The sequence below is a fragment of the Neomelitea salexigens DSM 19753 genome (assembly GCF_000422345.1).
GTDB lineage: Bacteria > Pseudomonadota > Gammaproteobacteria > Pseudomonadales > Spongiibacteraceae > Spongiibacter > Spongiibacter marinus_A.
Genome location: NZ_AULP01000002.1, coordinates 402,497 through 427,696, shown reverse-complemented (window position 1 = coordinate 427,696; position 25,200 = coordinate 402,497). Strand labels below are relative to the sequence as shown.

General features: G+C 55.5%; 18 protein-coding genes. 12 read left to right on the top strand and 6 right to left on the bottom strand.

All coding sequences use genetic code 11. The features are described from left to right. Positions 1 to 15 precede the first annotated feature (15 nt). Positions 16 to 1,443 (top strand): sodium/proline symporter, encoded by a 1,428-nt coding sequence (locus tag H573_RS0105345; protein WP_027873360.1) that lies wholly within the window; start codon positions 16 to 18, stop codon positions 1,441 to 1,443. A gap of 16 nt (positions 1,444 to 1,459) precedes the next feature. Here H573_RS0105345 and H573_RS0105340 read toward each other — a convergent pair whose 3' ends face one another. Then, on the bottom strand, positions 1,460 to 2,233 hold the full coding sequence (locus H573_RS0105340) for a sulfite exporter TauE/SafE family protein (protein ID WP_027873359.1): 774 nt from the start codon (positions 2,231 to 2,233) through the stop codon (positions 1,460 to 1,462). An 81-nt stretch (positions 2,234 to 2,314) separates the two neighbouring features. Then, on the bottom strand, positions 2,315 to 4,132 hold the full coding sequence (locus H573_RS18875; RefSeq protein WP_027873358.1) for a putative bifunctional diguanylate cyclase/phosphodiesterase: 1,818 nt from the start codon (positions 4,130 to 4,132) through the stop codon (positions 2,315 to 2,317). A 163-nt stretch (positions 4,133 to 4,295) separates the two neighbouring features. On the opposite strand from H573_RS18875, the gene H573_RS0105330 reads away from it, so the two are divergent. Next, positions 4,296 to 4,961, top strand: coding sequence for a nitroreductase (locus H573_RS0105330; RefSeq protein ID WP_027873357.1), 666 nt, complete (start codon positions 4,296 to 4,298; stop codon positions 4,959 to 4,961). On the opposite strand, the gene H573_RS0105325 is transcribed toward H573_RS0105330, so the two are convergent. After that, positions 4,958 to 5,371, bottom strand: coding sequence for a DUF805 domain-containing protein (locus H573_RS0105325; protein WP_027873356.1), 414 nt, complete (start codon positions 5,369 to 5,371; stop codon positions 4,958 to 4,960). The genes H573_RS0105330 and H573_RS0105325 overlap by 4 nt on opposite strands. A 92-nt stretch (positions 5,372 to 5,463) precedes the next feature. Then, entirely contained in the window at positions 5,464 to 6,528 is a 1,065-nt protein-coding gene (locus tag H573_RS0105320; RefSeq protein ID WP_027873355.1) for an NAD(P)H-dependent flavin oxidoreductase, read from the bottom strand. A gap of 366 nt (positions 6,529 to 6,894) precedes the next feature. Between H573_RS0105320 and H573_RS0105315 the strand changes: the two genes are divergently transcribed. Together H573_RS0105315 and H573_RS0105310 are read left to right on the top strand one after the other, a co-directional pair. Next, positions 6,895 to 9,294: a hypothetical protein gene (locus H573_RS0105315; RefSeq protein WP_027873354.1), complete on the top strand. Its 2,400-nt coding sequence runs from the start codon at positions 6,895 to 6,897 to the stop codon at positions 9,292 to 9,294. Positions 9,295 to 9,366: 72 nt separating this feature from the next. Then, positions 9,367 to 10,455: a hypothetical protein gene (locus H573_RS0105310; protein WP_154653839.1), complete on the top strand. Its 1,089-nt coding sequence runs from the start codon at positions 9,367 to 9,369 to the stop codon at positions 10,453 to 10,455. A 131-nt stretch (positions 10,456 to 10,586) separates the two neighbouring features. Here H573_RS0105310 and H573_RS0105305 read toward each other — a convergent pair whose 3' ends face one another. Next, entirely contained in the window at positions 10,587 to 11,699 is a 1,113-nt protein-coding gene (locus H573_RS0105305) for a saccharopine dehydrogenase family protein (RefSeq protein ID WP_027873352.1), read from the bottom strand. A gap of 174 nt (positions 11,700 to 11,873) precedes the next feature. Here H573_RS0105305 and H573_RS0105300 point away from each other — a divergent pair, with 174 nt between their 5' ends. Next, on the top strand, positions 11,874 to 12,881 hold the full coding sequence (locus H573_RS0105300) for an AraC family transcriptional regulator (RefSeq protein ID WP_027873351.1): 1,008 nt from the start codon (positions 11,874 to 11,876) through the stop codon (positions 12,879 to 12,881). On the opposite strand, the gene H573_RS0105295 is transcribed toward H573_RS0105300, so the two are convergent. Next, a complete protein-coding gene (locus H573_RS0105295) occupies positions 12,854 to 13,957 on the bottom strand; it encodes an AraC family transcriptional regulator (RefSeq protein ID WP_027873350.1) in 1,104 nt (367 codons plus the stop codon). The two genes, H573_RS0105300 and H573_RS0105295, sit on opposite strands and share 28 nt — an antisense overlap. Positions 13,958 to 14,039: 82 nt before the next feature. Between H573_RS0105295 and H573_RS17140 the strand changes: the two genes are divergently transcribed. The 7 genes from H573_RS17140 (at position 14,040) to H573_RS0105260 (ending at position 25,194) form a co-directional block, all read left to right on the top strand. Beyond that, on the top strand, positions 14,040 to 15,368 hold the full coding sequence (locus H573_RS17140) for an acyl-CoA dehydrogenase family protein (protein ID WP_084497933.1): 1,329 nt from the start codon (positions 14,040 to 14,042) through the stop codon (positions 15,366 to 15,368). Between the two features lie 13 nt (positions 15,369 to 15,381). Then, complete coding sequence (locus H573_RS0105285) at positions 15,382 to 16,617, top strand: thiolase family protein (protein ID WP_027873349.1); 1,236 nt, start codon at positions 15,382 to 15,384, stop codon at positions 16,615 to 16,617. Between the two features lie 17 nt (positions 16,618 to 16,634). Then, on the top strand, positions 16,635 to 18,239 hold the full coding sequence (locus tag H573_RS0105280) for an AMP-binding protein (RefSeq protein WP_027873348.1): 1,605 nt from the start codon (positions 16,635 to 16,637) through the stop codon (positions 18,237 to 18,239). 169 nt (positions 18,240 to 18,408) lie between these two features. Further along, positions 18,409 to 20,868, top strand: coding sequence for an efflux RND transporter permease subunit (locus H573_RS0105275; RefSeq protein WP_036255761.1), 2,460 nt, complete (start codon positions 18,409 to 18,411; stop codon positions 20,866 to 20,868). Positions 20,869 to 20,927: 59 nt separating this feature from the next. Next, entirely contained in the window at positions 20,928 to 22,307 is a 1,380-nt protein-coding gene (locus H573_RS0105270; protein WP_027873346.1) for a DUF1329 domain-containing protein, read from the top strand. 1 nt (position 22,308) lies between these two features. Continuing rightward, positions 22,309 to 23,256, top strand: a complete 948-nt coding sequence (locus H573_RS17135) for a WD40/YVTN/BNR-like repeat-containing protein (protein WP_051171035.1) — start codon at positions 22,309 to 22,311, stop codon at positions 23,254 to 23,256. 21 nt (positions 23,257 to 23,277) lie between these two features. Then, entirely contained in the window at positions 23,278 to 25,194 is a 1,917-nt protein-coding gene (locus tag H573_RS0105260) for a DUF1302 family protein (RefSeq protein WP_027873345.1), read from the top strand. Positions 25,195 to 25,200: the final 6 nt, after the last annotated feature.

The window sequence follows — 25,200 nt, the reverse complement described above, 5'->3', positions numbered from 1 at the left end:
AACAATAGGAAGCCTATGCTTACTGCCTGGAGTTTTATTGCTTTTTTAAGTCTATTTGTCCTTATCGGCCTGTCGTCACTTTTCTACAGTAGCCATCACAGCAAGGACTACTACCTAGCCAGCAACAGTGTTAAGCCCTGGTTAGTCGGCCTTTCAGCGGTGGCTACTAATAACAGCGGCTATATGTTCATCGGTGTTATTGGCTATACCTACACTGTTGGTTTGTCCGCGTTTTGGGTCATGCTGGGTTGGATCAGTGGTGACTTTATCGCTTCCCATTTTGTGCATCGCAGACTGCGTGCGATGACTGCCAGGAATGGTGAGGTTAGCTATATCGGCGTGTTGTCGTCGTGGACAGGTAGTGCAAAACCCGCTTACCAAAGGTTAGCCGCAACCATTTGTTTGCTGCTGCTGGTCGCCTACGCCGCTGCGCAATTGCTTGCTGGCAGCAAGGCGCTGCATGTCTTGTTCGACTGGCCGATATGGGCGGGGGCGGTCAGTGGTGCTGTACTGGTATTGATGTACTGCTTGGCAGGAGGGATTCGCGCATCAATCTGGACCGATGCCGCGCAGTCGATGGTGATGATCTCCGCGATGGGACTGCTGTTGTGGGTGGCGGTCGATGGCCTGGGTGGAGCTCAGGCGACCCTCTCTCAGTTGCGCGACGTACCCGATTACATGAACTGGTTTCCCGAGGATCTCGCCTTTCCCGGCGTAATGGGGGCGGTGTTATTCGCATTGGGTTGGCTGTTTGCCGGCCTTTCCGTGGTTGGTCAGCCCCATGTGATGGTGCGGTTTATGACCCTGCGCGATGGCGCTGATATGAATCGCGCGCGCCAGTGGTATTACCTGTGGTTCACCGCGTTTTACTTAATGGCCACGTCTGTTGGCTTGCTGTCGAGGCTATACCTGCCCGAGGCTGGCAGCTTCGATGCTGAACTCGCTTTGCCTACCATGGCGCAACAGCTTTTACCGCCGGTGCTGGTTGGCCTGATTCTCGCCGGGGTGTTTGCCGCGACGCTATCCACCGCCGACTCCTTAATTCTGAGTTCATCCGCGGCGCTGACCCACGACTTGTTGCCACAGAATATTGAAAAACCCTGGCTGCTAAAGCTGTCGACGTTTGGTATTACCGCCACGGCTCTGACCTGGGCGCTACTCAGTGCGCAAAGCGTTTTTGCCATGGTAGTTATGGCGTGGTCCGGATTAGCCAGTGCATTTGTGCCGCTGTTGCTGGTGCTTATTTTTGGCGGTCGCCCCGGCCAGGGCGTCAGTATTACGATGAGTGTGGTTGGCATCGCCACGGCACTACTGTGGCGTTATTTCGACCTTCACAACATGGTTTATGAAGGCTTGCCTGGTATTCTTGCCGGGGTGGCGGTGTATGGGGCCAGCCGTATCTACCGGCGCGGGCAGCCAGTGCCGGAAGCGTCTCCTGAATGAAGGGTAGCGCGTGGCCCTAGCGAAATGCCGAAAATAAACCGACCACACTAATGGCCAACAGCACGCTACCGACTACCCGGAAAAATACCGGCGTTTCGGCCTGTAGCAGGCGGTCGTGCACCCGCAAGCCGATAACATGGCCGACGGCAGCGCAGGGCAGCAACCAGAGGTGGTGAATAAGCTGCAGGTCGACACCGGCCCAGACGAAGGCAGCCATTTTAATGGTCACCAGAATAAACCACAGCGCAAACAGTGTGTCGCGCAGGCGCTCCTTGGCGACGTGTTGGGCGACTACCGCTATGATCAGCGGCGCGCCGATGAGTGAGGTGCCACTGATATAGCCACCAACCATCAGAAACACGGCATCGACCAGACGGTTGTTGCTGCGAAATGGCTTATTAAAAATATAACTCAGTGAATACAGCATCACGATACTAAAAATAATACCGCTGAGTACGCCGCTGGGCAGGGTAATCAAACCGAAGACACCGAGTAATTTGGGGCCGATCATCACCGCCAGCGCCTTCCATAAATACTGCCAGTCCACCGTGCTCTGGGCGTTGCTGCTGCCTCCGAGGCGCTGACGATTGTTCAGGGCGATGGTTAACGATGAAAACACCAGTAAGTGAACGGAGATCAGCGGCAGGTAAACGAGTGGTGCGTTGTGTACCAGTAACAGGAAGGGTAGCGAGAGCACGGCGCCACCGAAGCCAAGGCCGGAGCGAACAAAGCCACTCCAGACAAAAATCAGCCCAATCAGAATATATTGCAGGGGTGCGAGTTCGGTCATTACAGCTCTTTAACTACGTCGCAGCGTAAGGGTGTGGTGGCGCATGATACCGGCTGCAAAGCCCCCTAGGCCAGCGCAGGATTAGCGCAGTGCGGCAACGAGCGAGCTGAATGGCGCCGGTCGGGCAATGTGGTAACCCTGGACTTCGTCGCAGTGATACTCTGCGAGAACAGCCAGTTGCTCGGCGCTCTCCACGCCTTCGGCAACAACGTTAATACCCAGTGCATGGGCCATTTCAATAATGACCTTAATCACCGCCCGGTGTTTATCCTGGGTCAGGTCAGAGACAAAGCTACGATCGATTTTCAGCGTGTGTATGGGCAGTGTTGCCAGGTACTGCAGCGACGAGTAGCCCGTGCCAAAGTCGTCAAGGGCGACATTGACACCGAGGCTGGCGAGGGTTGCCAGCGTATCGTTAACCAGCGAAGGCTCCAGCATCATCACGCTCTCGGTAATTTCTAACTCCAAGCGCCGATTGCTCGGCAGTCCAGCGACGGCATCGCGAAGGCTTGCCAGCAGGAGCGGGCTGGTAAATTGTGCCATCGATACGTTCACCGCAATGCAAAACGACTCACCCCCGGGAATTTCAGCCAGGTGCCTGGCGGCTTGTTGGATCACCCAGTCGCCAAGGTCATTGATCACCTCGCTCTGTTCTGCAATGGCGATAAACTCGTCGGGCGGTACGGCCCCAAGTTCGGGATGCTGCCAGCGCAACAGCGCCTCGGCGCCGTTGATTGCGCCGTCGTTCAGTCGCTTCTTCGGCTGAAAGTGCAGCGTTAGTTGCTCGTATAACGCGGGGCTTTGCAGTGCTGAGCGCAGACTGACATCGCGCTGCAGCCGATCCCATAATTCGGGGTGGTACTGGTTGATCTGGTTGTGTGGGTTGCGCACGGCAGCTGCCAGTTGTGCATGACGCAGGGCTTCTTCGGGCGTACCGGATCCGCGGTTGCTGGCTATTGCCGCCAGACCGATGCCGATATCGAGAGCGATAAGGTGCTCTCCCCAGCTCATTTGTGCGCCGATCTGGCGAAGCAGGTGTCGGCCGCGTTTCTGCCAGAGTGTCGAATCGGCAACGGCGAGTGGTAGAAAGAATTCGTTTTCGCCAATACGGGCAGTGAGTTTTTGCTGCTCGCTGATATAGCGCAGACTGTTGGCACAGTGTTGCAGCACCGCATCGCCGGCGCGATTGCCAAAAGCATCGCAAATGGCGCGATAGTTGTGCAGTCGGCAAATAAGCGCGCCGCGCGCCTCTCCCTCTGTGCTTGCCAGAGCAGCAATGCAGGCTTCCCGGTTAAGCAAGCCGGTGAGTGGGTCGCGCTTAACCGAATCCAAGTGCTGTTGAGCCTCAGTGTGGCCGCGACACAACAGGCTGAGGGTACCCATTAGCAGCAGTCCTGCCACAAACCATAGTTGCCATGCAAAATCCTGACGCTCGGCCAGCAGCGCCAAAAACGGCAGACCAATCATCACGACATCCAGGCAAAACAGCGGGTAAAAGCGCGCCAGCATTGGCATCGACATGGACAAAATCACAAACAAAAGCAGCATCACTAAAATCTGCTGCCACAGCGTTAAGTGGTCGGCAAAAGTCAAAAACAGGCAGCCCCAGGTAAGGTGGCCGAGGGCGCTAAGCGCACCATAGGGCACGAGCCAACTTTTTGCGGTGTTGGTGCAGCCATAGTGGCGAAATAGCAGTGGAATCAGGGTTAGCCCACCTTGTATGCATAGCAAGGTGCTCAACCAGTTCGTGATGAAGTGGTGGGGCAGGTCTTGGCTCAGTAGCACCATTAACGCGGCTGCGCCCGCTGCCGCCAGAAGATGAATATAGCGTACATCCCTGAGCAGCCGGGAGGCGGCGGTATCGGAGTAGTAATGGTTGAAAAAGCCGCGAAGGGCCATGGGTATGCTCCGTAGTGCTGCTGCGGGTCTGCGCTAATTGCTTTTACCGTATTGTAGGAACAAGGGGCTGAGCTGTCATAGTGATTTTACCGGGCTGTGAACTCTTGCCCATTGTCGCGACTGGTTTAGACTAGGGCGTTTGAGCCAAAGACAGTGAGAGATTATGCGTGTAGCTGAAGCCGTAAAAGCCCGCCGTTCCATTCGGGGCTTTAAGCCCGATCCGGTGCCTGAAGAACTGTTGCGTGAAATTTTGGATATTGCCCGCCATGCGCCATCTAACTGCAATACCCAGCCTTGGCATATCACCGTAGTGAGTGGCGAGGCGCGCAACAAGTTGGAAGACGCCATTGTCACTGAGATTCTCAGTGGTAAGGCGCCGTCGCCCGCGTTTAAACCCGGCGATGCCGATCTAGAGGGCGTGTATAAAGAGCGGCAATTCGACTGCGCGATGACCTACTACGGCACCATGGGCATTGAGCGCCACGAAAAAGACAAGCGTCAGGCCCTAATGTTGAAGAACTGGCAGTTCTTTGGCGCCCCGCACGTCGCGTTCATTTCTATGCCCACCAGCATGGGTTCGGTGAACGCCATCGATATTGGCATATACCTGCAGACGCTAATGTTGCTGCTCGTCGATTACGGCCTGGCCAGCATTCCCCAGGGCGCGCTGGCCTTTTTCCCCGATCCGGTCAAAGAGATCGCCAACCTGCCTGAGGGGCACGGCATCATTTGTGGGCTGTCTTTCGGCTACGAGCAGCCCGGTGAGCAAATCAATAAAGTGATCATGGATCGCGCGCCGCTGGAGGACGTCGCCACGCTGATTTCCTAGCTAGTGGGGTCGTTAATGCCTTTGGGGTTGGGGCCAAAGGCATTGTCGCCGGGCTGGCTGTCGAGCACGGTAAACACCAAAATAACCAAGGGGCCCAGTAGCGGAATCACAATTAGCAGCAGCCACCATGCGCTGCGGCCGATATCGTGCAGGCGGCGCGCAGCGTAGCCTATTGATGGCAACAACACCGCCAAGCCATACAGGCCGCTAAACAGCCCAGCGCCAATTTCGGCATTGCCCAGGCCCAAAGCGCTGTCGATTATGCTTAGCGCCATGCTGATCAATATATTGAACAGCACAAAAAACCAGTATTCGCGCCGCCGTGAGCGACCGCTAAAGTCCGCGTAATGTCGCCATGCGTTTACATAGCAGTCGAAGGGGCTGCGAGGGTTGGCGCTTTGTGGCTCCATAGTTGTCTCCCTGACAAGTCTGATAGGCGGTTTGCCGTCAGTCCAATTGTGCAACGATTTGTGTTCGTTGTCCTAGCCTTGCTTGCGGAACTTCATCCCTCGAAAGTTTCCGAGACCAGCTGCTGAGTTACCTCTGCAGCAGACGCAGCGCGGCAGTCTCGCAGAGAAGTCCCGGCCCATAGTGGTGAAAAGTCATCGCTGTTTTGGGCTTCTGCCACCGCGCTTAGCGGCGCAAGTAGGCCGCTGCAAAGTGGGAACGCCGGCAGGTCGTCGCGAAGTGCCCCCAGGGTTTGCATGAGCCGGTTGCTTAGCCCGCGCGCCGGTCTTCCGGAGAATAAGTTCGTCAGCTGGGTCGCCTCAGCCGAGGACGCATCGACAGCCGATGTTATGGCACGACGGTGAACCGCAGCGGTTTTGGCCTCTGGGCACAACAAATAGGCGGTGCCAGCCTGCACGGCATTGGCGCCCGAGGCAATGGCGAGGCGAACCGCAGGGGCGGTGCTAAGGCCGCCAGCCGCAATAAGTGGCAGCGAAATTCTATCTCGGCAAGCTTCTAGTAGCTTCAGTGTGGGCATCTGTCCTGCCAGGTCGCTGCGCAGGAAGTGACCGCGGTGCTCTCCTGCCTCCAGCCCCTGCAAGATAATGGCGTCTGCTCCTGCACTCTGCAGATGCACTGCCTCATCGACGGTGCAGGCAGTTGAAATAACGGCGCTGCCCCAGCTTTTTATTTGGCGCAGCAAAGCGGCTTTCGGCAATCCGAAGTGGAAACTCACTACCGGTGGCCGATACGCGGCCAGCAACTCTGCCTGCGCTGCACTGTAGGGTTGGCGGCTTGCGGGTGTCATTGGGTCGGGTGGGGCGATTCCCCACGCTTCGTAAAAAGGTTGCAATAGCTGTTGCCAGTGCTGGAGTTTCTCAGCATTGCGAGTGAGCTCGGCTGCTGCTGCATCGTGACAAAAGAAGTTGAGGTTATAGCTCTCCAAACCCCGCAATGCCTGGAGTTCCTGCTCCAGCTTATCGAGGCTTAGCATGGCACAGGGCAGCGAACCCAGCCCGCCGGCATGGCCGACAGCTAGCGCGAGTTCACTGTCTTGTGAGCCCGCCATCGGTGCTTGAATCACTGGGTGGCGAAAATGCGCGTTACCTAGCTGGAACATAGACTCTCCTGTTGGTTGGCGCTCGGCTACTACGCCTGACGGGTACCTGTGCAGCATGGGGTGTTCGAGCTTGATTGAAAACCGGCTTGCCCCACGTTTTTTAGGACTTGCTTGTCAATGGATAGGCCATCGGCTATAAATATTTAGTGCGCTGCTAAATATTGCCCCTGTGTGATTTTAGTGCGCAAGCGGTTGTCGACGGAAGGGAAGCCAGAGATCAGCCACGTTACACGCCCTCATATAAATCAAGGACGAGTCCAATGACGCAGCCGCGTTTTCAGCCTCAACACAGAGTATCGCTAATTTGGCGTCGCGATGCTGTGGCTGTCTGTACCGACCGTCCAATTGTTGTACTGGAGAATAGCAATGAATAAGAATTGGATTCTGGCTTCCGCCATCACTGCCACTCTAGCCGCCTGTGGTGGCGGTGGTAGCAGCAGTGGAGGCGGCAGCAGCTCGCCGGGCACTGTCAGCGGTGGTGCGTCTAAAGGTATTGTTATCGGTGGTGTGGTTAACGCCTACGCCATTGCCGACGATGGTTCGGTAGACAAAAGCAGCAGCGTTGCTGAACCGGACACGACGGCGGACGATGGCAGCTATTCTCTGACCCTTAATAGTAATTATCAGGGCGGTGCTCTGCTGATAGAAATTACGGCAGAAGATGGCACCACCATGCGCTGTGACCTAGTCGCCTGCGAGCACGATGGAGACATGGCGACAGTTAAATTTGGTGAGGATTACCCATTGGCCGCAGACTTTAGCATGCAGGCCATGCTGCCCTCTGCCTCGGGTAACGTGTCAGCCAGTATCACTCCTCTCACCAGCGCTGCAGCAGCACTTGGCCTGCAGAAAGTCGCGGCTGGAGCACGAGCAGAAGATGCAGCCATTGCCGCCAATGCCCAGGTGGCCAATAAACTAGGCCTGGCAAGCAGCGATTTGCTGAACCAGCCTATTGTCGACATTACCAATGCTGAGTCACTGAATGCCGCAGGTAAAGAGGCGCTGGAATATAACGTGAAAGCAGCCGCGGCCATCGCTTCCGCATTGCAGGCGAATGGGCGGATTGAAGATGCGCTGACCACTTTTTCCGATCAATACAAATCGGCCGGTATGGCCGATAAAGAGGATGGAGACCCTTCTATTTCTGTGGAGGAGCTGTTGGAAGCTGCCCAGGAACTGATGGATAAAGTGGCCGCTGTTGAAGGCGCGGACAATGAAGATATTGACGCGCTCGCCACTGAAATTGATGTCGAAGAGGGCAATGCTGAAACCAACGGTTCAACGACACCCAGCCAGGGTGAAGTGCCTGATGATGTCGGCTCGCAGGGCTTGCAGGCGAGTAAGGCCTTCGTTAAGCAGCTGCGCAATGTTGGCACTGCCGCCTTCCTAGAACCAGAGGGTGAAGAGGGTGAAGCGTTGGCCGGTTTTCAAACACAAGTGGACATGGCCAGCGACGTGCTGTCCACTGACGCCTCTGCGGTTGTTGAAGCGGCGGCGATGGGATTGAACGCCATTTCCTATGCCTTTGAGGCGGTGCAAGATGCCAAGGCGGATGAAGAACCGCTGCCCGAAAGTTTCGAGCAAGAGGGTGTCACCGTCGCCATTGAGCAAGTGGAAGGCGGCATTCGCTACAGCGTCGATCAAACCATTAACGGTGCGGCGGTTGTCTTGACGGCGCTGGATGATTCGGAGATCGATGAGCAAAGCACCGAGACCTCCGAGTTCGCCCCTGCTGAGCAAGAGCAGGCCGGTGAGGTGAAAACCGCGCGTGCGGTGGCCATTGAAGGCCCGCAGAATGGCACCACGGAAACCACCGAATCTGGCACGTCGGAAATTACGGCGGATATGCAGCTTAGCGGCTCTGCCAGCACGGATACCGTGACCTTTACTATCGCCGAAGGCTCGCTTTTTGAAGGCAGTCTGGTCGGGGAGTGGAGCGGCAGCGAAACCGACACTCAGTCAGCAAACGGCTACCAGTATGACGGCCAATATACCGACGAATTCACTGTTACCAATTTGCGCGCCATTATCAATGGCAGCTTGGAAACAGCGCTGGAAGGTGAGCAGACGGTGACGTTCAGCGGCGGCTTGGAGCTTGGCGTTGAGCGTTTCGACTCTGCGTATTCTGAGGAGTGGGGGGATCAGGCAAGCTGGGGAGGCGACAACGGCTATGAAGACAGCGGCTACGAAAATAGCCAAAGCACGGTAATGGTTGATGGCTTTGAACTCACCCTGTCGGGTTCCATTGCCAACAACGACGGTGATGCCTTCAACGCCAGCCTGGCTCTGCAAGCTGACGGTATCCACGAGGTTTGCACAGACGAGTATAGCTACTCCTATTCGATGGATGAGCCCTACCAGTGGGATGCCAGCTACGATTGCAGCTTGCAGGAAAGCGCTGAGCAATACGCCAGTGCCGCCATTGCAGTCAGCTTTGATATCGCGCTGGACGGCGTAGCCGACTTTGTGAAGCTCACGGCGACGGGAACCCGCACCGGCCTTGAAGAAGCTGATCTGGATGTTGAGCTTGCCTACAGTGGCAATACGCTGACAATTGCTCACACCGCAGACCTCTCCGAGGATGCACCTGAGGGTGGCAGCGTTACCGTTAGCAACCACAACGATGTGGTTATGACCCTGACGGAAGATGCCGACGGCGAACTGAGCGGTACCATCGAGCAGGACGGCGTAAAATATGCCGACATAGATGAAGACGCCGGCGCGCCGGTTATCACCTATACTGATGGCGAGTTTGAATCGTTCTAAGTAAGCGCGTTAAATAAACGTAAACAGGGAGGCCTAGCCTCCCTTTTCTATTTCTTACACAGAGCGTTTACCGTGAAAGCGCAAACCCATACACGTACATACTCAGTAATCGTATTGCTGGCAGGGCTACTTAGCATGCCACTCAGCCATGCCGAAAATGCTTTTTATTTCCAAGCAGAATCCGATGCCTATAGCGAAATCGCGCCGATAAAGCAGCTATTAGATGATCTAAACGGTCCGCGCTTCAGTCGAGGCGATCTCGCCTTCACTCACAATAAATTTGAAGTCGGCGAACGCGACGGCAACTGGGAAGTGAGCGCCTTTTATCGCTACGACTACTTCCTGGAATTCAGCAATGACACCGCAGAAGTCGCCTATGCTGATAAAAACGACAAAGAACTGGATAAGCAGCGCAACTATCACCTGTATATCGAGCCCAACCACTTGCGCGCTAAGGGCTTAGGGCTTGGCTATTATTTTTCGCTACCGGGTAAGGCCAAACTGAAACTACGCGCCAATTACCTCCGTGCGGAAGAGCTGACCGATGGCACGCTGAGTGGTCAGCTGCGCACGCTCGAAGACAAAGTCGAGGCCGATCTTGTCCTCGACTACAACTATTCCCGAGATGCCTTGCTTAAGCGCGAAGAGGAAAATGTCCGAGGCAATGGCCTCAGCCTCGACCTTGACCTGAGCTGGCCATTTGCCGAGCGATGGACGCTGGATGTGCGTGCCCGCGACCTGGTGTCAGAGATCCGTTGGCGAGATGTTACCTACACGCGGGCCTCGGCCATTAGCGATACCGTAAGCTACGACGATCACGGCTTTATCGACGTAAAGCCGACGGTGTCGGGGATTGAGTCCTATCGCGACCACAGTCAGACCTTGCCCCGCCGGATTGCCGCCATGCTTAGCCACCAATGGCGCGGCAGTGTGCAACTCACTGCTGGACTGCGCAGTGTCGACAAATACCTTTTCCCACAGCTTCATGCGTCTTGGGTGAGTAGCGGGACGCAGTGGCAGCTGGGGGTCGATATAGAACAGCAGGCGCTGATGCTGGGTGTAAATTATCAGGGCTTGAAATTAGACCTAAAAAGCGACGCCATCAAACCGAGTGATGCGAAAGCTTTCGGTTTAAGTTTGAGTTACACGTGGCGGCTGTAGGCGGCAGATCAACAGTTTTATTTTGCCTGTTGCCCTGAACGCGATTCGCGGCGTTTACTCGCCTTAATTCGTACATTCTTAAGCCGTCGTCAGCCAAACAAAAAGCCCCGCGAAAGCGGGGCTTGGTAGTTTTACGCTGGCAGGTTGGTGTAACCCAGTTCGTGGAAGGTTTGCAGCAGCTCGCGGTGTCCGAATGCCCCTGTGGCGCTTTGGAAACCGGCGGCTTTGAGTTGGCCGTTGAGCAGGCGTTGGGCGGCCTCGGCGCAGATTTCACCCGTAAAGGTATACGGAGCGTTCAGCGACAGCGGGAACACCGTCGTCACTTGGCGGCCCTGACCAATACAGGTGATCACGGTGCGGTGCAGGTCGCGATCGTCTTTGGGTGGCTCGGCGGGGGTCATTTCATCGCCGTAGCGGTTGGTGAGCTCTTCTTTCTCTTCCTGACTCATACCCTTGGATTCTTCGTTGAAGCGATGGATAACCGCAACGACGTTTTCGATGATTTCATCACCGAAAGCGGTCAGTACGCGACAGTTGCGCACGCGGTCGTCGTGCTCGTACCAAGCGGGCTCACAGCCACCGCTCCAGGGCAGGGCCAGCACCGGCTGCGACAGGTGGGGAACGCAAACAGTGAAGTGACGGTCGCCCTGCCACTCAACCATTTCGCCCTCTTTAATCATGTACTGCGGGTTGTTTACCATGCGCAGGAAGGATTTCGTTGAGGCCTGCGAAGGCAGCGCGTTATTGATCTGGTAGGTGATGTCGAGAGTGTCGACGCCTTCGGTTTCCAGTACAACTTCAGCGGCCAGGGCACCCGCTGCCCACATGTAGGAGTTGGCAGGGTTGAGCAACAGGTTTTTGTCGGCGAAAGCCTTGCCGTATTTGTCGCGAACGGCGATCACGAAGTCTTGCTCGCCAGTGGTGTCCAGGTAGTGGCAGTTGTTTTCCAGGCAGGCTTCAACCACCGGCCATGCCAGCTGCATGAAGGGGCCGGCAACGTTGATAACCACTTCCACTTTTGCAAACAGTGGCGCCAATTCGGCTTTGTCGTTGCTGGCGCGAACGATGGTGGCGGGGGCTTTGTGGCCCAGTCGCTCTTCCACGATGGCGAGGGCGTCTTCGAGTTTTTGCTGGTTGCGACCAACAAAGTAGAAGGGCAGGTTGCGCTGCGCCAGGCACTCGGCCACGAGTTTGCCGGTGTAACCGCTTGCGCCATAGATGAGAATTTTGGGTGCTTCTGACATGGTCTTGCTCCTGTAATTTTTGTTTTTCAGTGAGTACTTGGCCACGCCGCCTGGGCGGCGATTTGCGTCGCTAATTACGTTAATTAAGTGATGCTCTCGTCTGAATGCGAAATGAGGACAGCTATTTGCGAAATGAGGACAGCGATGCTAGCGTGAGCAAAAAATCGGTGACCCATGAAGCCCAAATACCACTCTGCCAAAACCATTCTTGCGCCGTTGATGAAGCTGCGCAGCGAGGGCATTTCTGTCGCGCAGTCGCTCACAGCCACGGGTTTGTCGCTGTCGATCCTGGAGCGCCCGGAACAGCACGTTAACCTCAGTCAGGAGCTGACCTTCCTGCGCAACCTGCGCCGGGTGAGCGGTGACCCCGGTATTGGTTTGTATGTGGGCAACTGCTACCCACTGAGCGTATTCGGTTTGTATGGCTACGCGTTGATGAGTGCCTCGACAATGCGCGAGGCGCTGAAGTTGGCCTACCACTTTGTGGAGCTGAGTTTTGCCTTTTACGAGCACAACATGCGCGTTGAAGACGGCTTTGTGGTGATGGCAATGGCCGCCGATGATTACCACGTCGAAGATCTACCCATGCTCAGCGAGCGGGAAATGACCGCTACTTTCATGATTTTGCGCGGCTTGCTGGGCGATGACTTCCACCCCGCTGAGGTGTGTTTTCGCCACGCCCGGCAGGTGGAGTTGAGCCGTTACCGGGATGTATTTGGCGTGGCTCCCACGTTTGGCGCAACAGAGAACGCCATGCGCTTCTCCCTCGATGTATTGGAAACACCGTTGTTGCAGTGCGACAGCGATACCGCGGCGCTGTGCATAGATCGCTGCGAGCGCATCAAGGCGCGCCTGTCAGAAGAGCACAATATTGTTGATGAAGTGAGGGAAATGCTTCTGCTCAGGCCGGGTTACTTTCCCGGTATTGAGGCAGTGGCGGAAAAGTTAAATATCTCGGGGCGCACACTGCGGCGCCGCTTGCGGGCCAGTGGTAGCGGCTATCAAAAAATTGTTGATGACCTGCGCTATGAGTTAGCGCGGGAGTATTTACAGGGCACGGCAATGTCGATCGAGCAGGTGGCATCGCTGCTGGGCTACAGCGATGCCGCTCACTTTTGCCATGCCTTTCGGCGCTGGTCGGGCTGTCCGCCCTCTCAGTTTCGCGGCGCCCCCGCCGCCTGACGGCGCTCGCCGGGGTTAACGCCGGTCCAGCGTTTATAGGCGTGACAAAAGCTGGATGAGTCGGCATAACCGAGGCGCACGGCAATTTCTTCCAGCGTAAATGAGGTGGTTTGCAGGTACTCCACCGCCAGATTTTTGCGCACGTCCTCCAGAATGGTTTTGTAGCTGCTGTCTTCCTGGCTGAGCTTGCGCTGCACCGTGCGAGCGGTCATGCCTAAGCGATCGGCGATGGTTTCCAGTGTAAAAATTTCCCGCGGTGATGACAGGATTTGATTGCGCACCACGTCCGAGAAGGTGTAATTCTTGGCCAGTTGTTCGCATATCATTTCGCACTGGCTGTCGTAAATGCGGGCAGTTTCTGGTTCGGCCTGCAGCAATTCTTGGTACAGCAGCGCGCTGTCGAAGACATAGCAATTTTCGGCAGCTTCGAAATACACCGGGCAGTTGAAATAGCGCCGGTACTCTTCTGCGTAGCTGGGTTCCGGCTGGCGTAAATGCACCTCGTGTACGGGAATGGGCTGGCCGAGGGCTTCCTTAAAAATAATATGCGAGGCGACCAGGCCGCGATCAATCATGTATTGGTGGCTGTCACCGAGGTCGCGCAGAGGCTCCAAACTGATATAGGCGCGGTCGTCGCGAATGGTGGTAATCCACTGCATATAGGTCCACGTCATCAGAATATTTTTATACAGCACCTGCATGCCCTGAAGCAGGTTCTCGCTGGTCATTACCGCCAGTCCCAATAAGCCATATGCCGACAGGTGATAGCGGCTACCCACCACCAGCCCCAGCTCGGGCTTATCCAGCGCGCGAATCACTTCAGAGGTAAAACTCAACTCTTGCTGTGGGGTAAGTTGGTAGGTGGGGCTGTCCAGCGCTTCGGGTGGAATATTGGCTTTATCCAGCACCAGCAACGGGTCCGCACCATGCTCTTTAAGCAAGGTAATTAAGGGGTTTAGGCCGTAGCCAAGGTGTCGGGCTGGCGGCACCGATAAAGAAGACCGAATCTCCATGAACACGTCACGCGCTGAAAATTGCTGTCGTAAATTAACAACCAGATTGTCTGCTGTAAACATCTAACTTTGCCGGGGCGCTGGCTACTATCCTCCCATCGATATCGCTTACTCATAACAAACATAACGAAGTAGAGGAAATGTCATGAACGATACCGCTCTTGCCACAGGCCCTGTGGATGTTGACTACCGCAACTTAGAAGCCCCTCTTTACCGCTGGCCGGCTACCCCCAAAAGCAAGCTGACCATCTCAGGTGCCGAGGCGAGCTTGCCCGAACATATTGCTGAATTCCAACAAACCCTGCGCGACTTTGCGATTAACGTGGTGCGCCCCATTGGTATTGAACTCGATAAGCTGAGCCCGGAAGAGGTGATTGCCAAGGATTCGCGTTTTTGGGAATTCCGCGAGAAGTACTTGGAGCTGGGCGTAACGATTGAAGCCCTTTCTGAAATGCCGCCGCGCGAGGCCGCCCTGCTGTTTAGCATTCTGTTTGAAGAACTGGGCTATGGCGACGCCGGTCTGGCGATTTCTGTGGGCGCCGGAATTTTGCCGCAGTGGCTGTCAGCCAAATTTGGTCGCGCTGACCTACTGGAAGAATTCCCCGACGCGATGCTTGGCTGCTGGGGTATTACCGAACCCGACCACGGTTCAGACATGCTCGACCCCAACGGCGCTGCCGCTCAGCCGGGTGGCAAGTACGGCCGCCCGAACCTGGTTGCAGATTTGACGGGCGACGACATTATTTTGAACGGCCAGAAAGCGGCTTGGGTTTCCAACGGCGTGATCGCCGACGTTTGTATTTTGTACTGCGCGGCCGACAGCGGTAACGGTGTTGACCCGCACAATGGCTGCGTGTTGGTTTTCCCAATGAACCTGCCGGGCATCTCCCGCGGCAAACCGCTGGATAAAATGGGGCAGCGCGCGCTGAACCAAGGTGAAATTTTCTTCGACAATGTTCGACTGCCGCGCAAATATTTGCTGGCCGGTCCTGAAGATTACCAGCGCGCCGTGTACTGCATTCACGCTGAAGCCAACGCACTGATGGGGGCCACCTTCACCGGCTTGGCGCAGGCGGCCGCAGACATGGCACTGGACTACGCTCACGAACGCGTTGCCGGTGGCACGCAAATTATTCATCACCAATCGGTGAAAAGCCGCCTCTTCCATATGTTCCGCAAGGTGGAGACCTCGCGCGCAGTGACGCGTCGTGCCCTCGACTACAACAACGACCCGGCAACGGCGATTCCCTCGCTGTGTTCAGCCATGTTCTCGAAAACCACCGGCACACAACAGGCCTTTGAGGTGTGCAGCGATGCGCTGCAAATATTCGGAGGCAATGGCCTGACTCGCGAGTACCCGATGGAAAAAATGCTCCGCGATGCCCGCGCATCAATGATTGAAGACGGCTGTAACGAAGTCCTGGCTATTAAGGGCGGCAGCTACTTGATCGACGAAGAAAAACTGGGCAACTAAGCCGGAGAAACCCGTGGAACAAAAAGCCTATATTGCGGGCGTCGGAATGACGCCCTTTGGGAATGCTATTGACCAAAGTTTGAGTCAGCTCGCTGGCGCCGCTATTCAGCAGGCGCTGCGCGATGCTGATATAGAAGCCTCTGAGTTGAATGCCGCCTACATGGGAAATGGCGCGGCGGCGGTCATTACCGGCCAAGTCTGTGTGCCAGGCCAGGTGGTGCTACGCAACATGGGCATTGGCCGCATTCCCGTCATCAATGTTGAAAATGCCTGTGCCACCTCGGCAACGGCCTTTCAGCAAGCGGCCACCATGATCAGCCTCGGCGTCTACGATGTGGTGTTGGTGTGCGGCTACGAAAAGCTTTATCACCAAGACAAAGAAAAAACCTTCTCGGTATTTACCGGCGCGGTGGATATCGACCAGATGGACAGTATTCGAGAAAGCCTGCAAGCGCGCAATGCCGCCATCGGTATGGACCTCGATATGAGCCAGGCTGGTATCAGTCGATCGTTATTTATCGATATTTACGCCACCTGGGCGCGTGAACATATGCACCAGTATGGCACCACCCGTGAACAACTGGCGGCGGTGTCGGCGAAGAACTCCATTCACGGCAGCATCAACCCGCTCTCCCAATTTCGCCACCGTATTACGGCCGAAGACGTCTTGTCGGCGCGTGCGATTGTCGACCCATTGACCCTGCCAATGTGCGCGCCCATTGGCGATGGCGCGGCGGCGCTGGTCATGGTGAGTGAAAAGAAAGCGCGAGAGCTGGGTATGTCGCGCTGCGTGCGCGTACGCGCCTCCTCTCTGCACAGTGGTTGGGACCGCGTTGACGACGAGCCGGAAATGGTGCCGCAGGCCGCAGAAGCCATTTATCAGCAAGCGGGCATCGGCGCCGACGATATCGACTGCGTAGAGCTGCACGATGCCTCGGCGATCTCTGAAATTAAATACTACGAATACCTCGGCCTGTGTGCAGAAGGTGAAGGCGGCGACTTTGTCGCTCGCGGTGAATCCACGTTGGGCGGTAGCGTGCCGGTGAATACCTCGGGTGGATTAATGCGCAAGGGTCACCCGATTGGCGCCACCGGTGCCGCCCAAATCGTCGAGTTGGTAACACAACTGCGTGGCGAGGCGGGAGACCGACAAGTTAACGGCGCGAAGCATGCTCTGGCTGAAAACGGCGGCGGCTTCATTGGCAGCGACGCTGCTGCGCTGGTGTTAAGCATATTGTCCAAAGAATAAGACTGTTGGGGGACACCATGAAAGATCAACGAATATTCGCCAATTTAATTGAGGCGAAAATGCAGCAACAGCCCGATCTGGACGTGCTGACATTTGTAAACATCAAACCCTGTGGTGGCTTTGAAGATGAAAAGCGAAGCTACCGCGATTTGTGGGAGCAAGGGCAGCGAGTCAACCAGGCTTTGCTGGAGCAGAACATGGAGCGCGGTAGTAGCTTCGCGTTAGTGATGCAAAACCACCCGGAATTTATTGACTGCATGGTCGGCAGCTCCCTGGCGGGTACAGTTTACGTGCCTATCGACCCGCGCACCGGCGGCGACCGTTTGCGCTATATGCTGAGCTGGGCCGAGTGCTCGGGCGTGGTCTGTGCAGACTACTGTTTTAACAGCGTCTACCAGGTGTGTAAGGACATGCCGCAGATCCGCTGGATCTGGGTGATGGACACCGGCGAGAAGGTTAGCCTGCAATCGGCTGACGAGCGCGTTGCACGATACAGCGACGTGATTTCCGGTCCCTATGAAGAGCGCGCCTGTCGGGTAGAGAGCGCCGACGAGGTGATGCAAATGCTGTATACCTCAGGCACCACCGGCGACCCAAAAGCGATACGCGCGCCATATACACGCTTTGACAATGTGGCATCAATTGGGCCCGCGATCGGTTTGCAAAGTGAGGACCGCCCCTACACCGGCCTGTCGCTAACCCACGCTAACGCGCAACTGGTCACTCTGGGCAATGTATTGAAAATGGGTCTGCGCGGGGTCATTAGCCGCAAGTTTAGTAAATCCCGTTTATGGGATATTTGCCGCCACTACGGCTGTACCATGTTCAACCTGCTCGGCGGCATGACCACGGCAATATACAGTGAGCCGCGCAAAGCCGACGATGCCGATAACCCGGTTCGCTATATTCTCAGTGCGGGTATGCCCGCCGCGATATGGGAAGATTTCAAACAGCGTTTTGACGTTGAGCTGTTCGAGTTTTACGGCGCCGCCGAAGGGGGTATGACCTTTAATCCACCGGGTGGACCCATCGGCAGTATCGGTAAGCCCCCTGCCAGTTTGATTGCCAAAGTCGTCGATGAAGACGGCCGCGAATGTGCCCCGAATGAGCGCGGAGAAATTGTGTTCGAGGCGGCGCCAGGGCAACCCACACTGGCCGTAAGCTATTTCAAAAACCCAGAAGCATCGGCAAAGAAAGTACAAAACGGCGTGTTCTTTACCGGTGACATTGGCCACCGTGATGAGGACGGATGGTTTTACTTCGACAGTCGCAAAGGTGATGAAATTCGCCGCAATGGCGAATTCATCGATACTGCAAAGATTGAAAAAACTATTGCCGAGTATCCCGATGTTGCCGATGTTTTTGTCTATGGTATTCCCGCTACCAACGGTGTGCCCGGCGAGAAAGATGTTATCGCTGCGGTAGTGCCGGTGGATGTGTGTTTGTTCAGCCCGCAAAAACTGCTCGATCACTGTCGGGCCGTGCTGGGCAGAACAGAGCTGCCGAGCTACATCCAGGTCATGTCAGAAATACCGAAAACCGCATCCGAAAAACCGCAGGCGCGCTTCTGTTATCAGCTTTTCCAAGAGCAAAAAAATCATGTTTATGACTTCGCGTCATAGCCGGAAAAGGCTGTCGTAAATTAACAGAAAAAGGGTCGGGAATAGGCATTACCGGCCTTTTAATAAGCGATTAATCTGACTGCTAATCACGTTCTCGTTGATACGTTAAAAAAAATAATACGCGGGAAAATTAATGACTAATTTTCCGCGATCTTGAAGGACCGGCAAGATGAATAATATAAGAGGCCGAATTGCAATGGCGGTGCTTGAGCACCGAATAATTGCTTCGATATTGTTTCTCGCAATTACCCTGTTCTTTGCCGCCGGTTTGAAAAATGTTCGTTTAGAAACCATTTTTTCAGACCTGCTTCCCAAGGACGATCCGTTTATTCATGTTTTTAAGGACCATCCGAATTTCGGTAATCCACTGACATTCACCTTGATGGTGAAGAATAAAAACGGCGATATATACAATGCTGAAACGCTGTCGAAAGTCTGGGATCTCACTCGCGACATTGACTTGTCGCCGGGGGTGGATCACGACCAGATACTATCGATTGCATCGGCAAAAGCGCGCTACGCAGAGGCGACGCCTTTCGGTATTGATGCCCAACCTTTGATGGGGGATTCGGTACCGGCAACGCCCGAAGAAGTGCAGCAATTTAAAGACAATGTTCGCAAGTCGCCGAATGCACGCCGGTTTCTTATTTCAGAAGACGAAACTGCAACATTGGTGACAGCAACATTTATTGAGCAGCGCCTGGACTACGGTGAGGCCTTCGCTTTTGTTAAAAAACTGGCCGATGATGCGACGGATGCAAATCACGATGTCTACATGGCGGGCCAGCCAGCGCTGACCGGTTGGGTCTATGAATACCAGCATCAAATGATTGGTATTTTCGCCATTACTCTAAGTGCATTGGTCATCGCCCTGGTGCTCTATACGCAGAACATGGCCGGCGTTGTTACACCGATATTTGCCAGTATTGTTGCCGCGATTTGGGGTTTTGGTTTTGCCGGTTGGATGAAGATGCCGATCGAGCCATTGTTGATGATTGTGCCGCTGCTGTTGATCGCGCGATCGTTTAGTCACTGCGTACAGTTCACCGAGCGTTTCTATGAAATTTTCGATCAACTCGGCGACAAGGTAAAAGCCGCAGGTTTAACAACCAGCGTGATGATGGCGCCATCTATTCTGGGCATTATCACCGACGCAGCGGGTATCTTCCTGATTTCTATCGCACCGATTCCGGCAATGGAACGCTTCGCGCTGTTCTGCGGTTTCTGGGCAATGATGTTAGCGCCGACTGGGGTATTTCTTGCACCGCTGTTGCTGTCAGTGCTGCCTGAGCCGCGCAACTTGAAAAAGATTGTCAGCGATCATTCCGGTGGTTTCCACGGCAAGGTGAAAGCAGCACTAGCCAGTATTTCCCGCTTGTCCCAAGGTCGTATTGCTCCCTACACCATGATTGTGGTGATCGCGGTGGGTGTGTTCTCGCTGTACCACTCGATGCGTATCCAGATCGGTAACCCGGTGGAGGGCAGCAACCTGTTGTGGGAGGACTCCGAGTACAACGTATCGGTGGCCCAGATCAATAATCACTTCCCCGGTGTGAATACGCTCGAAGTGATCCTGGAGGCGAAGGGCGACAGCGGTAGCGATCGCGTGGCCAAACAAGCCGATGCGGTGGCAACGATGTTGCAGCTGCAATCGATTATGGAGTCGGGCGAGCACGCGCCGCGGGCGACGCTGTCTTTTGCCGACTACTTAATGGATGCCAACCGGCTGATCTCCGGTGGCCACAGCAAGTGGTTGCCGCTGGACAATAACGACCGAGCTGCTAACGCTGCGGCGTCGGCAGTACTGATGGGAACCAGCCCCAAAGCGTTCTCGAATGTCGTGGACTTTGAATTGCAAAACTCCACTGTGTCCTTTTGGTATGCCGATAACAAACAAGACACCGTCGACAACGCGCTGGCGGCCGCGCGGGCGGCCGTGGAGCAAGTGGGTGCAGACCACGACGCTTTCACTGTGCGCCTCGGCAGCGGCACCATCGCTATCCAGCAGGCCATTAACCATGTGGTAGAGCGTTATCACTGGTTGATTATGGGTTTGCTCAACCTGGTCATTTTGGCAGTGTCGAGCTATGCCTATCACTCGGTGGTTGCCGGTGTGGTGCTGCTGATCCCGGTTAACCTGTCCAACATGATTTTGACCACCAGCATGTCGTTCATGGGCATTGGTCTGGACATCAACTCGCTGATGGTTGCTGCCATTGGTGTCGGTGTGGGTATCGATTACGGCATCTATCTGCTCAGTCGTATCTGTGAGGAATATCACGAGTGTGAGGACTATGGCGTGGCCATCACCTCCGCGCTGACCACTACCGGTAAGGCCATTATGTTCACTGCCAGCATCATGCTGCTGGGCATTCTTCCCTGGTACTTCCTATCCGGCCTGAAATTCCTGGCCGACATGGGCTTGCTACTGGTGCTGGTGATGCTGATCAACATGGTGATCGCATTGGTGGTGCTGCCGTTGTTGGTGTGGGTAATGAAGCCGAAATTCGTGTCCAGCAAAGACATTCTGGTCTTGGGCGAGGGTATGGACATTAGCAAACTTTTAGAAGAAGACGAGCGCGCAGCCGTTCAGCAACGCGCTGCAATCAGGGCCGAGGCGGTCAGCTGAGCCTGAGCTGACCGACAATCAATAAAAAGATAATCAAGGGTTCCCCCCGGAGGTAAACGATGCATATTAAAAAATACGATACTGACTTTAGCCGTCGCAGTTTCCTGGAAAAAACCGTTAAAGGTATTGGTGCAGCGGGCGTGATTGCGCCGCTGTGGCCACTGATCGCCAACGGCGCTGACATGAGTAAGGCCTATCCCGATGAACTGCTGTCTATCGAGATGCAAACCAAAGGCAAGATCAAACCGGGCGATGTGATTACCGCCGATAACGTTGAACATGTGAAGCACTTGCTCGACCCCGTTGCGTATATGCAAGTAAAAACCATGGGTCGCCGTATTCACATTGTTGAACCGGTAAAAGATATTACGCAGCTCTACCCCGCTGAATACCTCGAGGCCACCCTGCGCAATAAGGGTAAGGCAGTGCTGGACAGCGACGGCAACGTGTGGACGAAAGACGGCAAGCCCTGGATCGGCGGTAACCCCTTCCCCGAGCCCAAGAATGGTGTTGAGGCGCAGTACAACCTAACGATGAGCTGGGGTCGTCACGACTGGTCGCAGTACGCAGTGCGCGACTGGGATATCGACAACAACGGCAGTCTGTCTTACCAGTACGACTTTGTATGGAGTGAGCTGAATACTACGTCACGTGCCGACGGTCAGGTTTGGAAGGGCAAAGAAGACCTGCTGCGCTACCAGTCGGTATTCTTCACCGCGCCCAACGACAGTGCCGGTACCTCGTTCCTGAACATTTGGCATTACGATCAGCGTAAATTCCCAGAACTGCACGGTTATATCCCCGCTTTCCGCCGGGTAAGGCAGTTCCCCACTAACCAGCGTTTTGAGCCGCTGGTACCGGGTATCACTCTGTTCCTGTCAGATGCCTGGGCGGCCGGTGACCCGCTGCAAACCTGGGGCAACTACAAAATTGTCGGTCGCCAGCCAATGCTGGGTTGCATCGGTCCGCGCAATTTCCACGGTGGCCATCACGACAACTGGGAAAAACCCGTGCACGGTGGCCCTAAAGATCAGACCTTCTTCGACACCTACATGGAACTGGTGCCGGAGTGCATCGTGCTGGAGTCGGAGCCAACCGGCTATGCGCGTGCGCCCGTGGGTAAGCGCCGTGTATGGATCGATGTGCGCAACCAAATGTATGTCGCCTATGTGACCTACGACCGTCGCGGTGAAATCTGGAAGTCGTTTGAGCCGCATTACGCGCAGCAGTCGAACGACAAGATGACCAATATGGACGGCGCCAACCCCGCGTGGTCTTGGTCCAGTGTTCACAGCCACGACGTGCAGTCCAACCGCATGAGCCGTTTTGTACAGGCCAAGGGCGTAACGGGCGGTTACAAGACCAACTTCAATCCCGGCGATGTCGACGTGTACAACAAGTACCTCACCGTGCAAGCGATGCAGCGCCTGGGAGGCTGATATGGCTAGCGTTAAGAACCGCGTTGCCGCGGGGGTTTGTGCGCTGCTGCTGACGGCGGGGGCGATGCCCGCCGCCGCAGCCAGCAGTGAACAGGTACACCGAGGTCATCCCCACGATGTGCTTTTCGGCGTGAATACCAGCAGTGACGGCTTGCTTGCCGTGGGTAGCAATGGCCGCTTGTGGCAGAGCCGCGACGGTAGCCAGTGGCAGAGCAACAGCAATGTTGGTGATAGTCGCGCGCTACTGGCGGTGTCGGAGCGCCAGGGCAACCTGTTGGCTGTGGGCCAGCAGGGCGGCATTTTTCACAATGCCGGCGACGGCTGGAAGGCGATCGAGGCGCCGGTGAAAGAGCGCTTGTTTGCCGTCGCTCAGGGAGACTTCGGTCTGGCGGTCGCCACTGGTGCTTTTGGTGCGGTGCTGTGTTCACAAGACGGTGGTCGCAGTTGGCAGCAGTCACAGATCGATTGGCCGGCGCTGATCGGCCAGAACTATCAGCCACATGTGTATAACGCAGCAATAGATGCGCGCGGTCGCATTTACATTGTCGGTGAGTTTGGCATGGTCGCGCGCTCCGATGACGCTGGGAAAAGCTGGCAGTCGCTGCACAGCGGCGAAGCGTCGCTGTTTGGCCTCGCCCTCAGCGATACCGGTTTGGCCTATGCGGTTGGCCAGAGCGGAACGGTATTGCGCAGCAGGGATGGCGGCGAAAGCTGGAAAGCCATTACCAGTAATAGCGACGCCATCTTAATGGATGTTGCCATCCGCGCGGATGGCAAGGCGGTGGCGACGGGAATTCGTCAGGCCTTGAGTATTTCGCCGACCAGCAGTCAGGCGCGGGTACTGAATCACGACGCATTTTTAGAAAGCTGGTACAGCGATATCGCGGTACTCGGTAACGCTTTTTATGCCGTCGGTGAACAAGCCAAAGTGATCAAAATTTCTCTTTAAAAATAGCCTCGGAGAAGCGAGATGAAAAATAATAATCGGCTTAATTGGGCTCTCGCCACAACGGCGATGGCACTGTCTAGTCCATCGTGGTCGGCCAGTGGTGAGCTGCTGGGTGTCGACTACAGCCTTAGTGGTTTGATTCGTGTAGAGCTGGCTGCCAAAACGGTAAGTGACGAAAACCCCTACAACCAGCGCGGTAACCTCTTTAATGGCAAGGAGGTTGAGCGTAACGGTGGCCTCAACGTGGGTACGCTGCTCGGCCTGAATTTGCCCATTCCTATCAGTGCGCCGATCTCGGATACCGCGACGCGCAACGGTGTTCCGGCCGACAACGATTTTAATCACAGCCAGGTGCGTTTAGAGAGCACCCTGCAGCTCAAGTTTAGTGACAACTGGTCAGCGACGGCAAAGCTGCGCGGCATCTTTGACGCAGCCGAATACGATGAATTTGATCCGGACTCGGTGAACAGCAACGCCGCGGGTTACCTCTATGGCGAACCCAATTATTTCGAGTACGACGACTTTGAAAACGGCGGTGAACAGAATCCGCTGGAGATCGCTGGCGACAACTACATGGTCGACTTTCCGTCGCTGTACCTGGACTATCAGAACGGGCCGCTATTAGTGCGCGCCGGTAACCAGCAAATTGCCTGGGGGCAGGCCTTGTTCTTCCGGGTATTCGACGTGGCCAACGGCTTGGATTTGCGCCGTCACTCGATCTTCGATTTCGCTTCCGAGGAGTACGCCGATGAGCGTATCGCCTCGCCAGCCATCCGCGTGTCCTACCAGCTGAATTCCAACTGGGAACTGGACATGTTTGCGCAGAGCTTTCAGCCGACCATTTACGGCAACCCGAACACGCCCTACAACGTGATCCCTTCACAGTTTACCGTGCACGATCGCTACAGCAGTGTTGACGAAGAAGTGAATAGCGGTTTTCGCTTGAAAGGCTTTCTTGGCGACTTTGGTCTGCAGTTTATGTATACCAACCGCTACAACCCCGACGGGGTTGTGCGCTGGACTAAGTCTGGTGTGAACCGCGATGCTCCAGGCCTACCCGGCTCCGGTGCTATTCTTGCCGAAACGCCGCTTGAAGTGGACCCCACCGGGGTATGGAGTGCAGAGGAGTGGTTTACCTATGCGGGGATGGCGCGCCTCGACGGCACCGAAGGTCTGAACAACATTGTTACCGACTTCCCCGCATCGCAGTTGCTGTTGGCACGGCCGGTTCAGGGCATTGATGCGGCAAAAGAAGAGCTCGATCTGTTCTTCATCCTGACGGGTGGTTTCCTGAATAACCCGCTGTCTGGTCAGGGCGGCGGCGGTCTGCGCGGTCACATTGAGCGCACCTACCACCGCGAGGATGTTTTCGGCACCGGTATCAGCTATGTATTCAGTGGCGAGCCCGGCAGCTGGACGGATCAGTTGATTCTGAACTTCGAGGTTTCCTTCACGCCGGATAAAACCTTTACCCCTATCGACCTGGGGCAGGAATACATTGTTGAAGATGAATACGTGACTGCTCTGGTATTAGAAAAATATCAGCGCTTCAGCCGCAGCTTCCCTGCCACCTACATGGTTTTCCAGTGGATGCATCGCAGTGAGAGCGATCTGTTTGGCCGCCACTTAAGTGGTATGGGCGGCACGGTCAACAACACGCCTAAAGGTGTGGATGGTGGCTGGAACGGCCTGGTACTCGCCCTTCAGCAGCCCTTCCCTGGCTTGGTATGGCGAGCAGATTTGTCGGTGTTGTATGACACGCGCGGCGGCTTGTTTGTGCAGCCGGCACTGAAATGGAAGCCCTCTGGTAACTGGAACATAGAAATGTTCTACAACCACATGGACGGCTACGTTGATGGCGCCAACGAGAATGAAAATATCATGCAAACCGTGGACTGGGCCGATGAATTTGGTCTGCGCGTAGCCTACCAATTCTAGCGAACC

Coding starts and splice junctions, on each gene's coding strand:
- H573_RS0105300 (WP_027873351.1), top strand. CDS start 11,874: ATGAAGCCCAAATACCACTCTGCCAAAACCATTCTTGCGCCGTTGATG.
- H573_RS18875 (WP_027873358.1), bottom strand. CDS start 4,132: ATGGCCCTTCGCGGCTTTTTCAACCATTACTACTCCGATACCGCCGCC.
- H573_RS17135 (WP_051171035.1), top strand. CDS start 22,309: ATGGCTAGCGTTAAGAACCGCGTTGCCGCGGGGGTTTGTGCGCTGCTG.
- H573_RS0105315 (WP_027873354.1), top strand. CDS start 6,895: ATGAATAAGAATTGGATTCTGGCTTCCGCCATCACTGCCACTCTAGCC.
- H573_RS0105295 (WP_027873350.1), bottom strand. CDS start 13,957: ATGTTTACAGCAGACAATCTGGTTGTTAATTTACGACAGCAATTTTCA.
- H573_RS0105260 (WP_027873345.1), top strand. CDS start 23,278: ATGAAAAATAATAATCGGCTTAATTGGGCTCTCGCCACAACGGCGATG.
- H573_RS0105320 (WP_027873355.1), bottom strand. CDS start 6,528: ATGTTCCAGCTAGGTAACGCGCATTTTCGCCACCCAGTGATTCAAGCA.
- H573_RS0105340 (WP_027873359.1), bottom strand. CDS start 2,233: ATGACCGAACTCGCACCCCTGCAATATATTCTGATTGGGCTGATTTTT.
- H573_RS0105305 (WP_027873352.1), bottom strand. CDS start 11,699: ATGTCAGAAGCACCCAAAATTCTCATCTATGGCGCAAGCGGTTACACC.
- H573_RS17140 (WP_084497933.1), top strand. CDS start 14,040: ATGAACGATACCGCTCTTGCCACAGGCCCTGTGGATGTTGACTACCGC.
- H573_RS0105270 (WP_027873346.1), top strand. CDS start 20,928: ATGCATATTAAAAAATACGATACTGACTTTAGCCGTCGCAGTTTCCTG.
- H573_RS0105275 (WP_036255761.1), top strand. CDS start 18,409: ATGAATAATATAAGAGGCCGAATTGCAATGGCGGTGCTTGAGCACCGA.
- H573_RS0105325 (WP_027873356.1), bottom strand. CDS start 5,371: ATGGAGCCACAAAGCGCCAACCCTCGCAGCCCCTTCGACTGCTATGTA.
- H573_RS0105280 (WP_027873348.1), top strand. CDS start 16,635: ATGAAAGATCAACGAATATTCGCCAATTTAATTGAGGCGAAAATGCAG.
- H573_RS0105345 (WP_027873360.1), top strand. CDS start 16: ATGCTTACTGCCTGGAGTTTTATTGCTTTTTTAAGTCTATTTGTCCTT.
- H573_RS0105330 (WP_027873357.1), top strand. CDS start 4,296: ATGCGTGTAGCTGAAGCCGTAAAAGCCCGCCGTTCCATTCGGGGCTTT.